General features: G+C 75.0%; 15 protein-coding genes and 1 pseudogene. 12 read left to right on the top strand and 4 right to left on the bottom strand.

Translation table 11 applies throughout. The features are described 5' to 3' along the window. Positions 1–101 precede the first annotated feature (101 nt). From tig to BM048_RS01365, 6 genes and pseudogenes are all read left to right on the top strand, one after another. The gene (tig, locus tag BM048_RS01340; protein WP_090030000.1) at positions 102–1,622 is read left to right on the top strand and encodes a trigger factor; all 1,521 of its coding nucleotides are present in this window, start codon (positions 102–104) and stop codon (positions 1,620–1,622) included. A 300-nt stretch (positions 1,623–1,922) separates the two neighbouring features. After that, positions 1,923–2,528: an ATP-dependent Clp protease proteolytic subunit gene (locus BM048_RS01345; RefSeq protein ID WP_090030444.1), complete on the top strand. Its 606-nt coding sequence runs from the start codon at positions 1,923–1,925 to the stop codon at positions 2,526–2,528. 46 nt (positions 2,529–2,574) lie between these two features. After that, on the top strand, positions 2,575–3,288 hold the full coding sequence (locus BM048_RS01350) for an ATP-dependent Clp protease proteolytic subunit (protein WP_090030002.1): 714 nt from the start codon (positions 2,575–2,577) through the stop codon (positions 3,286–3,288). Positions 3,289–3,598: 310 nt separating this feature from the next. Further along, complete coding sequence (gene clpX / locus BM048_RS01355; RefSeq protein WP_090030004.1) at positions 3,599–4,882, top strand: ATP-dependent Clp protease ATP-binding subunit ClpX; 1,284 nt, start codon at positions 3,599–3,601, stop codon at positions 4,880–4,882. 5 nt (positions 4,883–4,887) lie between these two features. Beyond that, positions 4,888–5,220, top strand: coding sequence for a chorismate mutase (locus BM048_RS01360; RefSeq protein ID WP_090030006.1), 333 nt, complete (start codon positions 4,888–4,890; stop codon positions 5,218–5,220). A gap of 103 nt (positions 5,221–5,323) precedes the next feature. Beyond that, a pseudogene (locus BM048_RS01365) lies at positions 5,324–5,653 on the top strand (DUF2243 domain-containing protein); the annotation flags it as partial. Positions 5,654–5,669: 16 nt separating this feature from the next. On the opposite strand, the gene BM048_RS01370 reads toward BM048_RS01365, so the two are convergent. Together BM048_RS01370 and valS are read right to left on the bottom strand one after the other, a co-directional pair. Then, on the bottom strand, positions 5,670–7,499 hold the full coding sequence (locus BM048_RS01370; RefSeq protein WP_090030008.1) for an AMP-dependent synthetase/ligase: 1,830 nt from the start codon (positions 7,497–7,499) through the stop codon (positions 5,670–5,672). A gap of 10 nt (positions 7,500–7,509) precedes the next feature. Next, entirely contained in the window at positions 7,510–10,221 is a 2,712-nt protein-coding gene (gene valS, locus BM048_RS01375; RefSeq protein WP_090030011.1) for a valine--tRNA ligase, read from the bottom strand. A gap of 202 nt (positions 10,222–10,423) precedes the next feature. On the opposite strand from valS, the gene BM048_RS01380 reads away from it, so the two are divergent. Continuing rightward, positions 10,424–11,140: an SDR family NAD(P)-dependent oxidoreductase gene (locus BM048_RS01380; RefSeq protein WP_203708844.1), complete on the top strand. Its 717-nt coding sequence runs from the start codon at positions 10,424–10,426 to the stop codon at positions 11,138–11,140. Positions 11,141–11,210: 70 nt separating this feature from the next. Here the strand turns inward: BM048_RS01380 and BM048_RS01385 are convergent, their stop codons facing one another. Next, complete coding sequence (locus tag BM048_RS01385) at positions 11,211–11,768, bottom strand: CGNR zinc finger domain-containing protein (protein ID WP_090030013.1); 558 nt, start codon at positions 11,766–11,768, stop codon at positions 11,211–11,213. 139 nt (positions 11,769–11,907) lie between these two features. On the opposite strand from BM048_RS01385, the gene BM048_RS01390 reads away from it, so the two are divergent. The 4 genes from BM048_RS01390 (at position 11,908) to BM048_RS01405 (ending at position 15,551) form a co-directional block, all read left to right on the top strand. Further along, positions 11,908–12,864 carry an EamA family transporter gene (locus BM048_RS01390; protein ID WP_239078841.1) on the top strand — a complete coding sequence of 319 codons (957 nt, stop codon included), beginning with the start codon at positions 11,908–11,910 and terminating at the stop codon, positions 12,862–12,864. A 67-nt stretch (positions 12,865–12,931) separates the two neighbouring features. Further along, entirely contained in the window at positions 12,932–13,936 is a 1,005-nt protein-coding gene (locus BM048_RS01395; RefSeq protein ID WP_090030016.1) for a TIGR03557 family F420-dependent LLM class oxidoreductase, read from the top strand. Between the two features lie 29 nt (positions 13,937–13,965). Beyond that, positions 13,966–14,787, top strand: a complete 822-nt coding sequence (locus tag BM048_RS01400; RefSeq protein ID WP_239078840.1) for a coenzyme F420-0:L-glutamate ligase — start codon at positions 13,966–13,968, stop codon at positions 14,785–14,787. Between the two features lie 137 nt (positions 14,788–14,924). Continuing rightward, positions 14,925–15,551 (top strand): hypothetical protein, encoded by a 627-nt coding sequence (locus BM048_RS01405; RefSeq protein WP_139224264.1) that lies wholly within the window; start codon positions 14,925–14,927, stop codon positions 15,549–15,551. Positions 15,552–15,560: 9 nt separating this feature from the next. On the opposite strand, the gene BM048_RS01410 is transcribed toward BM048_RS01405, so the two are convergent. Continuing rightward, positions 15,561–16,139 carry an HhH-GPD-type base excision DNA repair protein gene (locus tag BM048_RS01410; RefSeq protein WP_090030019.1) on the bottom strand — a complete coding sequence of 193 codons (579 nt, stop codon included), beginning with the start codon at positions 16,137–16,139 and terminating at the stop codon, positions 15,561–15,563. A gap of 212 nt (positions 16,140–16,351) precedes the next feature. Here BM048_RS01410 and BM048_RS01415 point away from each other — a divergent pair, with 212 nt between their 5' ends. Then, positions 16,352–17,926 carry an HNH endonuclease signature motif containing protein gene (locus BM048_RS01415; protein WP_139224265.1) on the top strand — a complete coding sequence of 525 codons (1,575 nt, stop codon included), beginning with the start codon at positions 16,352–16,354 and terminating at the stop codon, positions 17,924–17,926. The last annotated feature ends 46 nt before the right edge of the window (positions 17,927–17,972 follow it).

Below are 17,972 nucleotides of genomic sequence, written 5' to 3' on the forward strand. Positions count from 1 at the left end.
CCCCTGCCCGGCCCCCGGCCGCGCGGGGGCCGGCGCAGGCCGCCGCGGCACCTGTACCCGTCAGGACCCGTCCGCACCACCCCGATCATGGGAGAGCATCAGTGAAGAGCGCCGTCGAGACCCTGGAGCCCACCAAGGTCAAGCTGACCGTCGAGGTGACGTACGACGAGCTGCGTCCGAGCATCACGCACGCGTACGAGCACATCGCCCAGCAGGTCACGGTGCCCGGCTTCCGCAAGGGCAAGGTCCCGCCGCGCATCATCGACCAGCGCGTGGGCCGCCCGGCCGTCATCGAGCACGCCGTCAACGAGGGCCTCGGCGGCTTCTACGCGGAGGCCGTCCGCGAGAACAAGCTGCGCCCGCTCGGCCAGCCCGAGGTGAACGTCACGAAGGTCCCCGGCCTCGTCAAGGGCGAGGAGGAGGGCCAGCTCGAGTTCACCGCCGAGGTCGAGGTGCGCCCGACGATCGAGCTGCCGGCCCTGGACGGCCTGGCGCTGACCGTCGACAGCCCCGAGGTGGCCGACGAGGACGTAACCGGCCGCCTCGACGCGCTGCGCGAGCGCTTCGGCACGCTCGTCGGCGTCGACCGCCCGGCGCAGGACACGGACTACGTCGTCCTCGACCTCAAGGCCGTCATCGGCGAGGAGACGGTCGACGAGGTCTCCGGCGTCTCCTACCAGGTCGGCTCGGGCAACATGCTCGCCGGCCTCGACGAGGCCCTCACCGGCCTGTCGGCGGGCGAGACGACGACCTTCGTCTCCGCCCTCGTCGGCGGCGAGCGCGCGGGCGAGGAGGCGACGGTCACCGTCACCGCCCAGCAGGTCAAGGAGCGCCAGCTCCCCGAGGCGGACGACGAGTTCGCCCAGCTCGCGAGCGAGTTCGACACGCTGGAGGAGCTGCGCGCCGACCTGCGCGAGCAGGTCGCCCGCACGAAGTCCTCCAACCAGGCCGTCCAGGCGCGCGACCGTCTCCTCGAGGCGCTCGTCGCCGGCGTCGAGGTCCCCGTCCCGGCGGGCGTCGTCGAGGCCGAGGTGCACCGCCACCTCGAGTCGGAGAACCGCCTCGCCGACGACGAGCACCGTGCCGAGGTGACGGAGCAGGCCACGACGGCCCTGCGCAACCAGATCCTCCTGGACACCCTGGCCGAGCAGCTCGCGGTGAAGGTCAGCCAGCCGGAGCTCGTCGACTACCTGGTCGCCGCCTCCCGCCAGTACGGCATGGACCCCAACACCTTCATCAAGACCGTCGACGAGCAGGGCCAGGTCCCGGCCATGGTCGCCGAGGTCGCGCGCTCCAAGGCGCTCGCCGTCGCCCTGCGCCGCGTCACCATCACCGACGAGGCCGGTGCCGCCGTCGACCTGTCCGAGTTCATCGGCACGGACGAGGAGGACGCCGCCGAGGACGCCGCGCAGTCGGAGGAGGCCCTCGAGCAGGACGGCACGGCGACGGAGGTCGAGGCGGAGGTCGACGCCGTGGTCGTCGAGGCCGAGCCCGCCGACGCGCCGGCTGACGAGGCGCCCGCCGAGGAGGCGCCCGTCGCCGAGGAGGCCACGCCCGCGCCGAAGAAGAAGGCCACGCGCAAGAAGGCCGTCACCCAGGAGGCCCCGGCCGCCGAGGCCTGAGCCGTCCGCACGCCCGTCCGGAGGGGGTCCCGCACGTCGCGGGGCCCCCTCCGGCGTCCCCGCGGGATCTCCGCGGCGTCCTCGAGGAGTCGCGGGCGGGCAGGGTGCGCCGACAGCGAAACCGGGTACCGCGGGCGCGGGGCGTGTCGTTGTCGGGCACTAGGGTCACTGGCGAAGGTCAGGCCCGGCGGCGTCCCCGCCGCCGGTGACGGCCCTGGCAGCAGCGACACGAGGGAGCTTCACGTGAACGAGCGAGGCGTGGACGAGCGGGCCCTGGCGGGCCGGGACGCCACCGGCGGGCTGCCGGCGGTGGCCCGTGCCGACGGGGCCACGCTGGGCCTCAACGACAGCATCTACAACCGGCTGCTGCGCGAGCGCATCGTGTGGCTCGGCTCCGAGGTCCGCGACGAGAACGCGAACGCCATCTGCGCGCAGCTGATGCTCCTCGCGGCCGAGGACCCGACGAAGGACATCTGGCTGTACATCAACTCCCCGGGCGGCTCCATCACCGCGGGGATGGCCATCTACGACACGATGCAGTACATCAAGCCGGACGTGGCGACGATCGCCATGGGCATGGCCGCCTCCATGGGGCAGTTCCTGCTCTCCTCGGGCGCGAAGGGCAAGCGGTACGCGCTGCCCCACGCCCGCGTGATGATGCACCAGCCCTCGGGCGGCATCGGCGGCACGGCCACCGACGTGCGCATCAACGCCCAGCTCATCCTGCACATGAAGAACGTGCTGGCGGAGCTGACGGCGCAGCAGACGGGCAAGTCCGTCGACGACATCAACCGGGACGCCGACCGGGACCGCTGGTTCACGGCCGACGAGGCCCTCGAGTACGGGTTCATCGACCACGTGGTGGCCAGCTCCGGCTCGGTCACCGGTGGCGGCGGGACCGACTGACCGCCCCCGCCCCGGACCCCCTGACGGACCTCTCGAGGAGACACCTGTGAGCGACGAGTACCAGTTCATGGCGCGGGCGGGCCGGCTGGCCGGCAGCCCCGGCCGCTTCGGCGGCAGCGCCCCGGCGAGCCCCGCGGGCCGCTACGTCCTGCCCCAGTTCGAGGAGCGCACGGCCTACGGCTACAAGCGGCAGGACCCGTACACCAAGCTGTTCGAGGACCGCATCATCTTCCTCGGCGTGCAGGTGGACGACGCCTCCGCCGACGACGTGATGGCGCAGCTGCTGGTGCTGGAGAGCAGCGAGCCCGACCGCGACATCACGCTCTACATCAACTCGCCCGGCGGCTCCTTCACGGCGCTGACGGCGATCTACGACACGATGCAGTACATCAAGTCGCCGGTCTCCACGGTCTGCCTCGGGCAGGCCGCGTCGGCCGCGGCGGTGCTGCTGTCCGCGGGCTCGCCCGGCAAGCGCCTGGCGCTGCCGAACGCGCGGGTGCTCATCCACCAGCCCGCCATGGAGGGCGGCGGCTACGCCCAGGCCTCCGACATCGAGATCCACGCGAACGAGCTCATCCGCATGCGCGAGTGGCTCGAGGAGACGCTGGCCCACCACACGGGCCGCGACGTCGAGCTGGTCCGCCAGGACATCGAGCGCGACAAGATCCTCACGGCCGCGCAGGCCAAGGAGTACGGCATCGTCGACCAGGTGCTCGAGAGCCGGAAGGGCGCCCGCCCGACCGTCGTGCAGCCGGTCTGACGTCGGACGGGCCACGGGCCCGGCGGGTACCTCCCGCCGGGCCCGTGGTGTCCTCGCCGCACCGGTGCGGGGCGTGCGCACGACCCGCGCGGCGCGGCTGACACGGCCCCCGCCGTGGTGTGGAATGGGGGAGCAGGACGGTGACGGACCGGCGGGTCGGTCATCGGTGGCGTCGGACGGCCGATACGGTCCACCGGCACGGTTCCGCGGCGGCACCGCCGTCGCGGCCAGCACGACCCGGCCGGCGCCGGGGGCACGACGGCACGGCCGGACCCGCGGACGCGGGACCCGACGGAGGAGGGAGACGCACGTGGCTCGGATGGGGGACGGCGCTGACCTGCTCAAGTGCTCCTTCTGCGGCAAGTCGCAGAAGCAGGTCAAGAAGCTCATCGCGGGGCCGGGCGTCTACATCTGCGACGAGTGCATCGAGCTGTGCAACGAGATCATCGAGGAGGAGCTCGCGGAGGCGACGGAGGTCGGCCTCGTCGAGCTGCCGAAGCCGAAGGAGATCTTCGAGTTCCTCGAGCAGTACATCATCGGCCAGGAGCAGGCCAAGCGGGCCCTGGCGGTGGCGGTGTACAACCACTACAAGCGCGTGCAGGCGGGGGAGACCCCGCGCAGCCCGGGTGGCGAGGACCGCATCGAGATCGCGAAGTCCAACATCCTGCTCGTCGGGCCGACGGGCACGGGCAAGACGTACCTGGCGCAGACGCTGGCCAAGATGCTCAACGTCCCGTTCGCGATCGCGGACGCCACGGCCCTCACGGAGGCGGGCTACGTCGGCGAGGACGTGGAGAACATCCTCCTCAAGCTCATCCAGGCCGCCGACTTCGACGTGAAGAAGGCCGAGCAGGGCATCATCTACATCGACGAGATCGACAAGATCGCCCGCAAGAGCGAGAACCCGTCGATCACGCGCGACGTCTCCGGCGAGGGCGTGCAGCAGGCGCTGCTGAAGATCATCGAGGGCACGACCGCGTCGGTGCCGCCGCAGGGCGGGCGCAAGCACCCCCACCAGGAGTTCATCCAGATCGACACGACGAACGTCCTGTTCATCGTGGCGGGGGCGTTCGCCGGCCTCGACGACATCGTCGCGGCCCGGGCGCGCAAGCGGGTCGTCGGTTTCGGCGCGCCGCTCGTCGAGGCGCACGGCGACGGGGACCTGCTCGGTGAGGTGCGCCCCGAGGACCTGCAGAAGTTCGGTCTCATCCCCGAGTTCATCGGGCGCCTGCCGGTGGTGGCCTCCGTGAACCGGCTGGACCAGCACGCGCTCGTGCGCATCCTCACGGAGCCGCGCAACGCCCTCGTCAAGCAGTACCAGCGCATGTTCGAGATCGACGGCGTCGAGCTGGAGTTCACGGAGGACGCGGTCGAGGCGATCGCGGACCAGGCGCTGCTGCGCGGGACCGGGGCGCGCGGTCTGCGGGCCATCATGGAGGAGGTCCTCCAGCAGGTCATGTTCGAGGTGCCGAGCCGCGACGACGTCGCCCGCGTGGTCGTCAACCGCGAGGTCGTCCTCGAGAACGTCTACCCGACGCTGGTCCCGCGCGACACCCCGCGGGAGAAGCGCACCCCGCGCGAGAAGTCGGCCTGACCGGCGTGACGGTGCCGGACGCCGCCCCGCCGGAGCTCGCGCGGCTGCGGCACAGCATCGACAACATCGACGCCGCGCTCGTGCACCTGCTGGCCGAGCGCTTCAAGGCGACGCAGCAGGTCGGCCGGCTCAAGGCGGAGCGGGGGCTGCCCCCGGCCGACCCGGAGCGCGAGCGCCGGCAGGTCGCGCGGCTGCGGGCGCTGGCCGTCGACGCCGATCTCGACCCGGTCTTCGCGGAGAAGTTCCTCGCGTTCATCGTCGAGGAGGTCATCCGCCACCACGAGGCCATCGCGCAGGACAGCTCCGCGGGTGGGCCGGTGGTGGCGGCGGCGCCGTGAGCGGCGAGGCCGGGTACGGCGCCGGGAGCGGCGCGACGGGCGTCGACGGTCGCGGCGGGACGGACGACAGGACCGATGCCCGGACCGGTGACAGGTCAACACGCTCGCCGACGGGCTGTTCCACGCGGTGACGTGGGTCGCGGCGGTCGTCGGCCTGGTGCTGCTCGTGGGCCGGGTGCGGGGCCAGCGCGTGTCACCGCGGCCGTGGCGTTCGGGGCGCTTCTGGGGCTGGGTGGTCGCCGGGTGGGGGCTGTTCAACCTCGTCGAGGGGACGGTGGCGCACCAGCTGCTCGGGCTGCACCACGTGCGGTACGGCCCGCACCAGGGGCTGTACGACGCGGGCTTCCTGGTGCTCGGGGCGCTGCTGCTCGCCGGGGGCTGGGCGTGGCAGCGACGAGCAGGCCGCGCCGACGCGGGGGCCCGGCGGCGCTGACCTGGACGCGAGGGCGTCAGTCGCCGCCGCGCTCGCCCTCCGGGCGCTCGTCGACGTACAGGGCCTCGATCTCCGGCGCGAAGTCCTTCAGCACCAGCGCCCGCTTCACCTTGAGCGAGGGCGTCAGGTAGCCGTTGGCCTCCGTGAGGTCGCCCGGCAGCACGCGGAGCTTGCGGATGGACTCCGCCCGCGAGACGGCCTCGTTGGCGCGCGCCGCGGCGGCGTCGAGGGCCGCGAGGACCTGCGGGTCGTGCCGCGCGGCCTCCGCGTCCATGGCGGGCAGGCCGTGCCCGGCGAGCCAGCCCGGCAGCATCTCCTCGTCGAGGGTGACGAGCGCGCCGATGAAGGGGCGGTCGTCGCCGACGACGACGACCTGGCTGACGAGCGGATGACCACGCAGGCGGTCCTCGAGGACGGCGGGGGCGACGTTCTTGCCGCCCGCCGTCACGATGATCTCCTTCTTGCGGCCGGTGATGCGCAGGTAGCCGTCGTCGTCGAGCGACCCGAGGTCGCCCGTGTGGAACCAGCCGTCGACGAGGACCTCGGCCGTCGCCTCGGCGTTGTGTCGGTAGCCGCGGAAGACGTGCGGGCCGCGCACGAAGATCTCGCCCTCGTCGTCGACGCGCAGCGACGTGCCGGGGAAGGCCGGGCCGACCGTACCGATCTTCGTCAGCGCGGGGCGGTTGACCGCCGTCGGCGCGGTGGTCTCCGTCAGCCCGTAGCCCTCGAGGACCTTGAGCCCGGCGCCGCGGTAGAAGTGGCCGAGGCGCTCGCCCAGGGGCGCGCCGCCGGACACGGCCCACTCGCACTGCCCGCCGAGCGCGGTCCGGATGCGCGCCAGCACGAGCCGGTCCGCGACGGCGTGCTCGGCGCGCAGACGGGCGGACGGGCCGCCGTTCTCCTGCGCACGGGAGAAGTCCGCGGCGACCTTGGCCGACCAGCGGAACAGCCGACGTCGGGCGCCCGTGCCGGCGCGCTGCTCGGAGGAGTTGTAGACCTTCTCGAACACGCGCGGCACGGCCAGCAGGAAGGTCGGCCGGAAGGTGCCGAGGTCGGCCAGGAGGTGCTTGGCGTCGGGCGCGTGCCCGAGCACGGCACGCGAGGGCACGCACAGGACCTGGATGAACCGCGCGAACACGTGCGCGAGCGGCATGAACAGCAGCGTCCGGGAGCCCGGTGCCGCGCAGACCTCGCCCAGCCCGGCGGTGCCCTCCAGGGCGAGCGCGACGAAGTTGCCGTGCGTGAGCTCCACGCCCTTCGGCCGGCCCGTCGTGCCGGACGTGTAGATGACGGTGGCGAGGTCGTCGCCCCCGGCGGCGGCGCTGCGCCGGTCGACCTCCTCGTCCGTGACCGCGGCGCCCCGGCCGCGGGCGACGAGGGTGCCGACGGCGTCGTCGTCGAGCACGAGCACCTCGACCAGGCCGGGCAGGTCGTCGCGGACCTGCGCGACGGCCGCCGCGTGCGCCGCCGTCTCGACCACGACGAGCCGCACCCCGGCGTCGGCGCAGATCCAGCGCACCTGCTCCGGCGACGAGCTCTCGTACACCGGTACGCCGACCGCCCCCGCGGCCCAGCACGCGAAGTCCACGAGCGTCCACTCGTAGCGCGTGCGCGACATGATGCCGACCCGGTCCCCGGGCGCCACGCCGGAGGCGACGAGGCCCTTGGCGACGGACCGCACCTCGGCGACGAACTGCGCCACTGTCACCGCCTGCCACGCGCCGCCCGCGTCCCGGCGCTCGGCGAAGACGCCGTCGGCGTCCTCGGCGAGCCGGCGGGCGAGCATGCCCGGGATGGACAGGGCCGGGTCGTGCTGGACCAGGGAGGGCGACGTCGTCTCGCGCACGCGGCCGGTCCTAGCGGGTGCCGGCGGGGGCGGGGTCGGCGGCGGGCGCCGGGGCAGCCGCCGGCGGGACGAGCCGCGCGTCGCGCGCGAGGACGCCTTCCCCGTCGCCGTCCACGAGCTCGAGGGTCCCGGTGACGCGCCCGGCGGCGCGCACGTCGTCGAGCGCGTGCTCGACCCCGGCGCGCAGCGCGGCCGGCACGGCCAGCACCGCGTGCTCGATCTCCGTGCGCATCGACACCTTGGCCTCGGACTTCACCTTGCGCAGCGCCGCCAGCGCGGAGCCGGCGGCCGCCACGACGGCCGGGTCGGCGTCCCCGGCGGCCGTCCGCAGCGGCGCCGCCGTCGGCCACGGGGCCCGGTGCACCGAGCCCTCGCGCCACCACGACCACACCTCCTCGGTCGCGAACGGCAGCACCGGTGCGAACAGCCGCAGGAGGGCGTCCAGCGCCAGGCCCAGCGCGGCGCGCGCCGACCGGGTCGCGGCCGTCAGCTCGTCGGCGGACGCGCCGGCGCCGTAGGCGCGGTCCTTGACCAGCTCGAGGTAGTCGTCGCAGAACGTCCAGAAGAACGTCTCCGTCAGCTCCAGCGCGCGCGTGTGGTCGTACGCCTCGAGCGCCGCGGTCGCGGCGTCCACCACGTCGGCCAGGCCGGCCAGCATCGCGCGGTCCAGCGGGTCGACGACGAGGGCCGGGTCGAGGACGACCGGCTCGTCGGGCGAGCCGAAGGACAGCGCGAACTTGCTGGCGTTGAGGACCTTGATCGCCAGGCGGCGGCCGATCTTCATCTGGCCGACCTCGAAGGCCGCGTCCGTGCCCAGCCGTGCGGAGGCGGCCCAGTACCGGACCGCGTCGGAGCCGTGCTCCTCGAGCAGGCCCATGGGTGTGACCACGTTGCCCTTGGACTTGCTCATCTTCTTGCGGTCGGGGTCCAGGATCCAGCCGCTGATGGCGGCGTCGGACCAGGGCAGCCCGCCGTGCTCGAGGTGCGAGCGCACGACGGTGGAGAACAGCCAGGTACGGATGATGTCCTGGCCCTGAGGACGCAGGTCCATGGGGAACACCCGGGCGAACAGGTCCGGGTCGCTGCGCCAGCCGCCCGCGATCTGCGGGGTCAGGGAGCTCGTCGCCCAGGTGTCCATGATGTCCGGGTCCCCGATGAAGCCGCCCGGCACGCCGCGCTGGTCGGCGGTGTACCCCGTGGGCACGTCGGAGGACGGATCGACCGGGAGCTGGTCCTCGCCCGGCAGGATCGGGGCGTCGTGGCGCACCTCGCCCGCCTCGTCGAGCGGGTACCAGACGGGGAACGGCACGCCGAAGAAGCGCTGGCGGGAGATGAGCCAGTCGCCGTTGAGGCCGCCGACCCAGTTCTCGTAGCGGACCTTCATGAAGTCGGGGTGGAAGCCGAGTTCGCGGCCGCGCGCCAGGAGGGTCTCACGCAGGTCGGCGTCGCGGCCGCCGTTGCGGATGTACCACTGCCGGCTCGTGACGATCTCGAGGGGCTTGTCGCCCTTCTCGAAGAAGTTGGTTTTGCGCTGCGTGGCCTGCGGCTCGCCGTCCAGGTCGCCCGTCTCGCGCAGGCCGGCGACGACCGCCTCGCGCGCCGAGAAGGTCGTCTTGCCAGCCACGGCCTCGTAACGGGCCCGGCCGGCGTCCGTGGTCAGCCAGTCGGGGGTGTCCCGCAGGAGGCGGCCGTCGCGGCCGAGCACCGACCGCGTCGGCAGGGACAGCTCGCGCCACCACTGCACGTCCGTCAGGTCGCCGAAGGTGCAGCACATCGCGATGCCCGCGCCCTTGTCCGGCTCGGCGGCGGGGTGCGCGAGCACCGGGACCTCGACCTCGAACAGCGGCGTGCGGACGGTGGTGCCGAACAGGTGCTGGTAGCGCTCGTCGTCCGGGTGCGCGATGAGCGCGACGCACGCCGGCAGCAGCTCGGGGCGCGTCGTCTCGATGTGCACGACGCCCTCGTCGCCCTCGCCGTCCGTGCGGTGGAAGGCCACGCGGTGGAAGGCGCCGGGGTAGTCGCGCGCCTCGAGCTCGGCCTGCGCCACGGCGGTCTGGAAGGTGACGTCCCACAGGCCCGGGGCCTCGGCCTGGTACGCCTCGCCGCGGGCGAGGTTGCGCAGGAACGCCTGCTGGGCGACGGCCCGGGCGTCGGCGGAGATCGTCTGGTAGGTCATGCCCCAGTCGACGGACAGCCCCAGCCGGCGCCACAGCGCCTCGAACTGCCGCTCGTCCTCGACCGTCAGCCGCTCGCACAGCTCGACGAAGTTGCGCCGGCTGATCGGCACCTGGTCCGCGGCGCGCACGCTCTTGCCCTCGGCGCCCTGCAGCGGGGGCCGGAAGTCCGGGTCGTACGGCAGGGACGGGTCGCAGCGCACGCCGTAGTAGTTCTGCACGCGACGCTCGGTCGGCAGGCCGTTGTCGTCCCAGCCCATGGGGTAGAAGACCTCGGCGCCGCGCATGCGGCGGAAGCGCGCGACGACGTCGGTGTGGGTGTAGCTGAAGACGTGCCCGACGTGCAGCGAGCCCGAGACGGTGGGCGGCGGGGTGTCGATGGAGTAGACCTGCTCGCGCGTGGCGGAGCGGTCGAACGCGTACGTCCGGCCCTCGGTCCAGGCGGCGTCCCAGCGCTCCTCGACCCCGTCGAGGGAGACCCGGTCCGGTACCTGGCGGCCGGGGCGGGTCGCCGGGGCGTCGGACGGGAGGGCGTGCTGGTCGGCCATGGGCGTCATCATCCCAGATCGGTGCCGACCGACGACCGCGGCCCCGTGCGGTGCAGGACGTGCGGGCGGTGCCGGGGCTGGGGACGGGTGGCGACGAGGCTGAGAGCGCGCGGTACGACCGTGGCGCGCGCCGGGACGCGGCGGGACACGCTGGTGCGCGGGCCGGTCCCGCCGGGGCCGCCGACGGCGCGAGGAGGACGACGTGACGCAGCTGCAGGGCGCGAGCGTGCTGGTGGTCGGGGCGAGCGGCGGGCTGGGCGCGCCCCTCGCGGCGGCGCTGGCGGGGGCCGGGGCGGACCTCACCCTCGTGGCGCGCGACGAGGGTCGGCTGAGGGCGGCCGCGCCCGCCGACGCGCACGTCGTCGCGCTGGACGTGACGGCGCCGGGCGCGCCCACGGCGGCGGTGGACGCGGCCGTGCAGCGCTGGGGGCGGCTCGACGGCGTCGTCGTCGCCGCCGGCGTGGTCGCCTTCGGGCCGGCCGAGGCCGTCGAGGAGGAGGTGCTGCGCGCCCTGCTCGCCGTCAACACCGTGGCGCCGGTGCTGCTGCTCGCGGCCGCGTCGCCGCACCTGCTCGCCGCGGCCGAAGCGGGTCGGGACCCCTTCGTCCTGCACGTGTCGGCGGTGACGGCCGAGGCGCCGACCGCCGGTATGGCGGCCTACAGCGCGAGCAAGGCGGCGCTGACGGCCTTCGACTCCGCGGCCGGGCGCGAGCTGCGCAAGCGGCGGGTGCGCGTGGTGGACGCACGGCCGCCGCACACGGAGACCGGCCTGGCCGGCCGGCCGATCGCCGGGCAGGCGCCGCACCTGCAGCCGGGCAAGGACCCCGCGGGCGTGGCCGCCCGGCTGGTCCGGGCCCTCGTCGAGGGGGAGCGGGACCTGCCGGCGGCGGCGTTCGACGAGGTGCCGACCGCCGGGTGACGGCTGCCGGGTGACGGCTGCTGGGTGACGGCTGCCGGCCGACGCCCGGGCCGGGCGGTCCGTCCGGGCGTCAGCCCTCGCGGTGCGCCTGGCGTTCGCGGTACGCCTGCACATGCGCGCGGTTGGCGCAGTTGTTGACGTCGCAGAACCGCCGCGACCGGTTGCGGGACAGGTCGACGAGGACGGCGCGGCAGTCCGGCGCCTCGCAGGTGCGCATGCGGTCGTACTCGTCCGACCGGATGACGTCGACGACCGCCATGGCGGCCTCGGTGAGCACGCGGACGGGCAGGGGAGCGTCCAACGGGGTGGCGTGCAGGTGCCAGTCCCAGCCGTCGTGCCGCACGAGCCAGGGCCGCGCGTCCGCCTCGTGCAGCACGGCGTTGACGAGCCCCGCCGCGGTGTCGCGGTCGACGCCCCAGAAGCGGTGCACGGTGTCCCGGGCGTCGCGGACGGCCGCGAGCTCGGCCGCGTCCCCGTCGTGGCGACCGCCGAAGCCGTTCGCGTCGTAGAAGGCGTCGAGGTCGGCCACCGACACGAGGGCGTCGGCGCCGTCGCGGCGCCGGTCGGGTGCGGTGTTGACCAGTGCCGCCGCCGTCTGCAGCGCCATGCGGGTGTCAGGTGCGAACATGGCGTTGACTCCTGTCGGCCGGTGCTCCTACTGTCAGGGGCAACAGCATCCCACGCTCCTGACACGTGTCGGGGGTGGGTGCTCCGGCACGTCGCGACCGCGGCGGCGGGTGATCGACGGGCTGGCGACGGGGAGCGACGTGGGCGGCACAGGTGGGACCCGCGGCGGCGGGGTGGTGGCGGGGCTCGTGGCGGCCCTGGCGTTCGCGACGAGCGGGCCGGTGGTCAAGCCGCTGCTGGAGGCGGGCTGGAGCCCGGGCGCGGCGATCCTCGTGCGCCTCGGCATCGGTGCCCTGCTCCTGGTGGGGCCGGCGGTGGTCGCGCTCGGCGGGCGCTGGGACGTGCTGCGGGCAGAGTGGCGGCTGGTCGTCGCCTTCGGGGCGCTCGGGGTGGCCGCGGCCTCGGCGCTGTACTACCAGGCCGTCGAGCGGCTGCCCGTGGCGGTGGCGCTGCTGGTGGAGTACACCGGGCCGCTCCTGCTGCTGGCGTGGACCTGGGCGCGCTCGCGGCGCACGCCGGCACGGCAGACGCTGGCGGGGGCGCTGCTGGCCACCGTGGGGCTCGCGCTGGTGCTCGACCTGACCGGCGGCCTGGCGCTCGACGCCGTGGGTCTGCTCTGCGCGTTCGGCGCGGCCGTCGGCAACGCCGCCTACTTCCTGCTCACGGGCCGGCCGACGCGGCTGCCCGCCGTGACGCTGGCCGGCGCGGGCATGCTCGTCGGGTGGGCCGGGCTCGTGGTGCTCGCGCTGGTCGGGGTGCTGCCGGTGGCGGCACCGGCGGTCGACGTGGCCGTGCCGGGGGCCGTCGTGCCGTGGTGGGTGCCGCTGCTCGTCGTCGGGACGGTGCCCACCGCCTTCGCGTACGGGGTCAGCGCCGTGTCGGTGCGGCTGCTGGGGGACCGGACGGCGTCCTTCCTCGCGCTGTCGGAGGTGCTGTTCGCCGTCGCGCTGGCCTGGGTGCTGCTCGACGAGGTTCCGCTGCCGGTGCAGCTCGTCGGCGCGGGGCTCGTCGTCGCCGGGGTGGCGCTGGTGCGGCGCGGGGAGGCCGCGCCCGTGCCGGCCACCGTCGAGGCGCCCCTCGTCGCCCCCGCCGCCTAGGCTCGTCCGGGTCCGGCGCACGCGGCGTCGGGCGGACGGCGACGACGGACACGACGAGGGGCGGCGCATGGGCACGGGCCTGACCGTCGGCTACACGGCGGCGCTCGAGCAGCTGCACCCGCGCGAGGCCGTCGAGCTGGCGGTGCACGCCGAGCGGCACGGCTTCTCCGGAACCACCGCCACGGATCACTTCCAGCCGTGGGTGCCCGCTCAGGGGCAGGCGTCGTTCGTCTGGAACGTGCTCACCGCGGTCGCGGAGCGCACGACGGGAGACGTGGGGCCCGGCGTCACCGCGCCGACGTTCCGCTGGCACCCGGCCGTCGTCGCGCAGGCCAGCGCGACGCTCGCGGCCATGTACCCGGACCGGCACTGGCTCGGGATCGGCTCGGGCGAGGCGTTGAACGAGCACGTCGTCGGCGGGTACTGGCCGGAGGCTCCCGAGCGCATCAACCGCATGTTCGAGGCGTTGGACGTCATCAAGAAGCTGTTCAACGCGTCCCTGGCGGGCAAGGACGCCAAGCACGCGGGCACGTACTACCGGCTGGAGTCGACACGGCTGTGGACCATGCCGGAGCGCGCGCCGCAGGTCCTCGTCGCCACGGCGGGGCCGGTGACCGCCCGGCGCGCCGGACGCGTGGCCGACGGGCTCATCACCGTGAACGCGCCGGTGGAACGGCTGGCGTCGCTGCTCGCGCGGTTCGCGGACGGGGCGCGGGAGGCGGGTCGCGACGCGACGGCGCTGCCGAAGGTGCTGCAGGTGCACCTGTCCTGGGCGGCGACGGAGGAGGAGGCCGTGGCCGGCGCGCTGCGGGAGTGGCCCAACGGGGGGATGCGGTTCAACCGGTCGGACGTGCGCTCGCCCTTCGACTTCGAGCAGATGGCCCGGCACGTGCGGGCGGAGGACTTCGAGGGGCGCCTGTTGGTGTCCGCCGACCCCGACCGGCACCGGGCGGAGCTGCAGCGGTACGTGGACCTGGGGTTCGACCGGATCTACCTGCACAACGTGGGGCGCAACCAGCGGGAGTTCCTCGAGACGTTCGGGCGCGACGTGCTGCCGGGGCTGGTCCGGTGACGGGGGTGGGTGCTGGTCCCGTGGGCGGCGTGACCGGGGACGCCGTGCTGACCGTCTGGGCGACGGCCGGCCTGCCCGAGGTGCGGCCCGGCGACGGCCTGGCGGCGCTCGTCGTGGCGGCGCTGGCCGCCGACGCCGGACGGGACCCGGCGCGGGCGCTCGTCGACGGGGACGTGCTGGTGCTGACGAGCAAGGTGGTGTCCAAGGCCGAGGGGCGTGTCGTCGCCGCCGACGACCGCGAGCAGGCCATCACGGACGAGACCGTGCGGGTCGTCGCGACGCGGGCGTACCCGGGCGGCGTCACGCGGATCGTCGAGAACCGGCTGGGGCTGGTCATGGCGGCGGCGGGGGTCGACGCGTCGAACACGCCAGGCGGGACGGTGCTGCTGCTGCCGCTGGACCCGGACGCGTCCGCGCGGGCGCTGCGGGCCGCGGTGGGGGCCGCGTTCGGCGTGCGCGTGGGGGTGCTCGTGTCGGACACGGCGGGGCGGCCCTGGCGAGAGGGCGTCACGGACCTGACCATCGGCGCGGCCGGCGTGCAGGTGCTCGACGACCTGCGGGGGCAGACGGACAGCCACGGCCGGCCGCTGACCATGACGGTCGCCGCCGTCGCCGACGAGCTGGCCGCCGCGGCGGAGCTGGTGAAGGGCAAGGCGTCCGGCCGGCCGCTGGCGGTGGTGCGGGGAGCGGGGCGGTTCGTCACCGACGAGGACGGGCCCGGCGCACGCGTGCTCGTGCGGACCGGGCCGACGGACATGTTCCGGCTGGGGTCGGCCGAGGCGTACGCGGCCGGGTGGCACGACGCGCGCGCCTGGCCGGACCGCTCCGAGCCGCCGCTCGACCGGCCCTGACGACGGGGCCTGACGACCAACCTTGACGACCGGCCCTGACCGGCCTGACGAGGAGCCTCGAGGACCAGCCCGACGCACGTCGACGGCGTCGGTTCGGCGGGCTGCCGCTCTCAGCGGCGGGCTGGCACGATGCCGGGGTGCGACGTCGTCGGGGGTCCGTGCTCGTCGCGGGGGTGGCCCTGCTGACGGCGCTCGCGGTGGTCGTCACGGGGTCGCTGGCGGCGGTGCGGGTGGCGCAGCCGCCGGGTGGCGACCGCGCCGCCGGCGACGCCGTGGTCGTCGCGGCGCTCGTGCTGCTCGTCGCCGCGGCGGTGGTCCTCGTCGTGCGGGGCCTGGGGCGGCGGCTCTCGTCGGGCGACGGAGGCGGGGTGACCCGGCCTGCGGGCGCGTCGCGGGACGGCGGGCCGCGACCGGCGGGCGGTCCGGCTCGGCCGACCCGCGAGCGCGGGCCCGTGGCGGCGCTTCGCGTGACGGCCGGCACCGTGCCAGGGCTCGACGGCCGGTGGCGGCGGGGCCGCGTCGACCCCTCGCCGGGCTACCTGCGCGTGCTGCCGGTGCGCGGCGCTGCGCTGCGGGGGCACGGGCACCCCGTGACGACGGACGTCGTCGCCGTGCGGCCGACGGGCCGGACGACGAGCGGGTCGCCGACCCGGGGGGTGCCGCCGGGGCTCGGCGTCCTCGAGGTCCACACCTTCGACGGCGTCCTCGACCTGGCCGTGCCGGTGGCGGACCTGCCGGGTCTGGTGGAGGCGCTCCAGCCCTGACGCCGGGACTCAGGCGGTGCGGGCCGCCTTGGCCGCCGCCTTCGCCGCCCGCTTCGTCTCGCGCACCTCGGCGAGGCTGCGCTCGTCGGTGACGTCGGCGATCGAGCGCCGCGACCCCTCCTCGCCGTACGCGCCGGCGGCCTCGCGCCAGCCGGTCGGCTGCACGCCGCGCTGCTTGCCCAGCAGGGCCAGGAAGATGCGGGCCTTCTGGTCGCCGAAGCCGGGGAGAGCCTTGAGCCGCCGCAGGACGGTCGGGCCGTCGGGGTCGCCGTCCGTCCACAGCCGCCGCACGTCGCCGTCGTACTCGTCCCGCACCGCGGCCGCCACCGCCTGGATCCGCCCGGCCATGGAGCCGGGGTAGCGGTGCACGGCCGGCGGCGTCGCGCACAGCGCCGCGAACCTCTCGGGGTCCGCCGCGGCGATGCGCCCGACGTCGAGCCCGCCCATGCGCGCGGCGATGCGCGCCGGCGCGGCGAAGGCGGACTCCATCGTCACCTGCTGGTCGAGCAGCATCCCGACGAGGAGCGCGAAGGGGTCCTCCTCGAGGAGGCGGTCCGCGTCGGCGTCGCCGGTCAGCCACAACGTCATGGGCTCATGATGGCGCACTCGGCTGTCGCCGTCGTCCGACGCCGCAGCCCTGTGGAGGAGTGGCCGAGAACCGGGGCTGGGGACGGCTCGCGAGGCTCTGACCTGCAGGATCACACGATCGAGCGCCTGTCGGACGAGCGCCGGCCGGGCTAGTCTTGCGACACGTGTTCGAGCGCAGGGCTCGGGCCAGAGGGCCGGCCGGAGGTGCTGAGGTGAATGTGTCGGCGGTCGTCCTCGCGCCCACCACGGGCGCGACCGGCAGGTGGGCTGCAGCATCCCGCAGGTCGCCCGCCGACGGGCCGACCGCCCCCGCCCTCGCCGGTCTCGGCTCGGCGGCGGTCGAGGAGGTGCTGGGTCAGGTCGCGACGGTGCGCGACCTGCTGGCACAGGTGCGCGCCGCCGCGGCGGCCGGCCGAGGCTGGGAGGGGCAGGCGCGGCAGGCGGTGCTGCTCGCCGTGCAGGGGCTGGAGGGCGCGGTCCAGGTGTCCCGCGCGGCATGGCTCGCGGCCGAGACGGCGGCCGGCACATCGCGGCGCCCCTCCGACCGCTCTGACGGGGAGATGTGGTCGCGCCTCTCGGGCACCGGCACGGCCAACGGACGGAAGGCCGTCGCCCAGGCGGAGACCGTGGAGCTGGTGCCGGTGTTCGCGGCCGCTGTGGAGGCCGGCCGGGTGCCCACGCCCCATCTCGACGAGGTCGCCAAGGTCCTCCCGGGCGCTGCTCCGGCAGTCGTGGCGGAACTGACCTCGCCGCAGGGCCAGGAGGCGCTGGCTGATCTGGCGGAGCAGCACGATCCGCGCACGTTCGCGCGCCACCTCGCTGCTGCCGTCGCGCGGCTCGACCCCGTCGTGGTGCAGGACCGGTACGAGGCTCAGCACCGCGACCGCTACCTGCACCTGAGCGACACCGATCGCGGCACCGTGGTCAAGGGCCGGCTCGACGCGCGCGCGGGCGACGCCCTGCGGCGGGCGCTCGAGCTGGTGGGCGGCGTGCCGGACGAGGAGCGGTCGTCCGAGCAGGTGCGCGCCGACGCGCTGGAGAGCCTCGCCCTCGCCGCCCTCGCCGCGCCGACCGCCGGCGGGTCGACCGCCCAGGTGCGTCCCCACGTCACGATCGTGATGGACGCGTCCACGTGGGCCGCGGCGAGCACGGCCATGGCGGCGGAGAGCAGCGGGAGTGCGGAGCGCGGGCGTGCAGCGGAGTCGGACCACGTCGGCCCTGCCCTAGACGACCCCGTCACGGGGTCCGGGTGCGTCACGCGGGCCGAGGCGGTCGCCACGGCCGTCCGCGGCCTGCCGCCCGTGCTCGACGAGGACGGGGTGCCGGTGCCGATGTCGCACCTGACGCGCGTGCTGTGCGACGCCGAGGTGTCGCGTCTCGTGCTCGGTGCCGGTTCCACGCCGCTCGACGTCGGGCGCAACCAGCGCACCTACTGCGGAGGGCTGCGCCGCGCGGTGGTCGTGCGGGACCAGCGGTGCACCTGGCCCGGCTGCAGCACCCCCGCCCGCTGGTGCGAGGTGCACCACATCCGGTGGTGGAGCCGAGGTGGTCCGACGAGTGCCGAGAACGGGGTGCTGGTCTGCGCCCACCATCACCACCAGGTGCACACGCACGACGTGACCATCACCCGGCTGCGGCCCGAGCCCCGTGCGCGGCACGGCGGTGGCGGTGGTGGCGCTCGCCCGGTGCCGCGGTACGAGTTCCGCGCGCGGGACGGACGCCTCGTGACGACGGGTCGCTCGTCGCCGGGCTCGGACCGGGGAGGGGGAGGGGGAGGAAGAGGGTGAGCACGGTGAGCTCCGTGGCAGCAGGTGACCGACGTGGTCGGCGACG

The sequence above is a fragment of the Cellulomonas marina genome, from assembly GCF_900111925.1.
Taxonomy (GTDB): Bacteria; Actinomycetota; Actinomycetes; order Actinomycetales; family Cellulomonadaceae; genus Cellulomonas; species Cellulomonas marina.

What these genes read in the sequence shown, in the direction of transcription:
- BM048_RS01410 (WP_090030019.1), bottom strand. Translation starts at nt 16,139, where the DNA reads ATGACGTTGTGGCTGACCGGCGACGCCGACGCGGACCGCCTCCTCGAG.
- BM048_RS01395 (WP_090030016.1), top strand. Translation starts at nt 12,932, where the DNA reads ATGGGCACGGGCCTGACCGTCGGCTACACGGCGGCGCTCGAGCAGCTG.
- BM048_RS01385 (WP_090030013.1), bottom strand. Translation starts at nt 11,768, where the DNA reads ATGTTCGCACCTGACACCCGCATGGCGCTGCAGACGGCGGCGGCACTG.
- valS (WP_090030011.1), bottom strand. Translation starts at nt 10,221, where the DNA reads ATGGCCGACCAGCACGCCCTCCCGTCCGACGCCCCGGCGACCCGCCCC.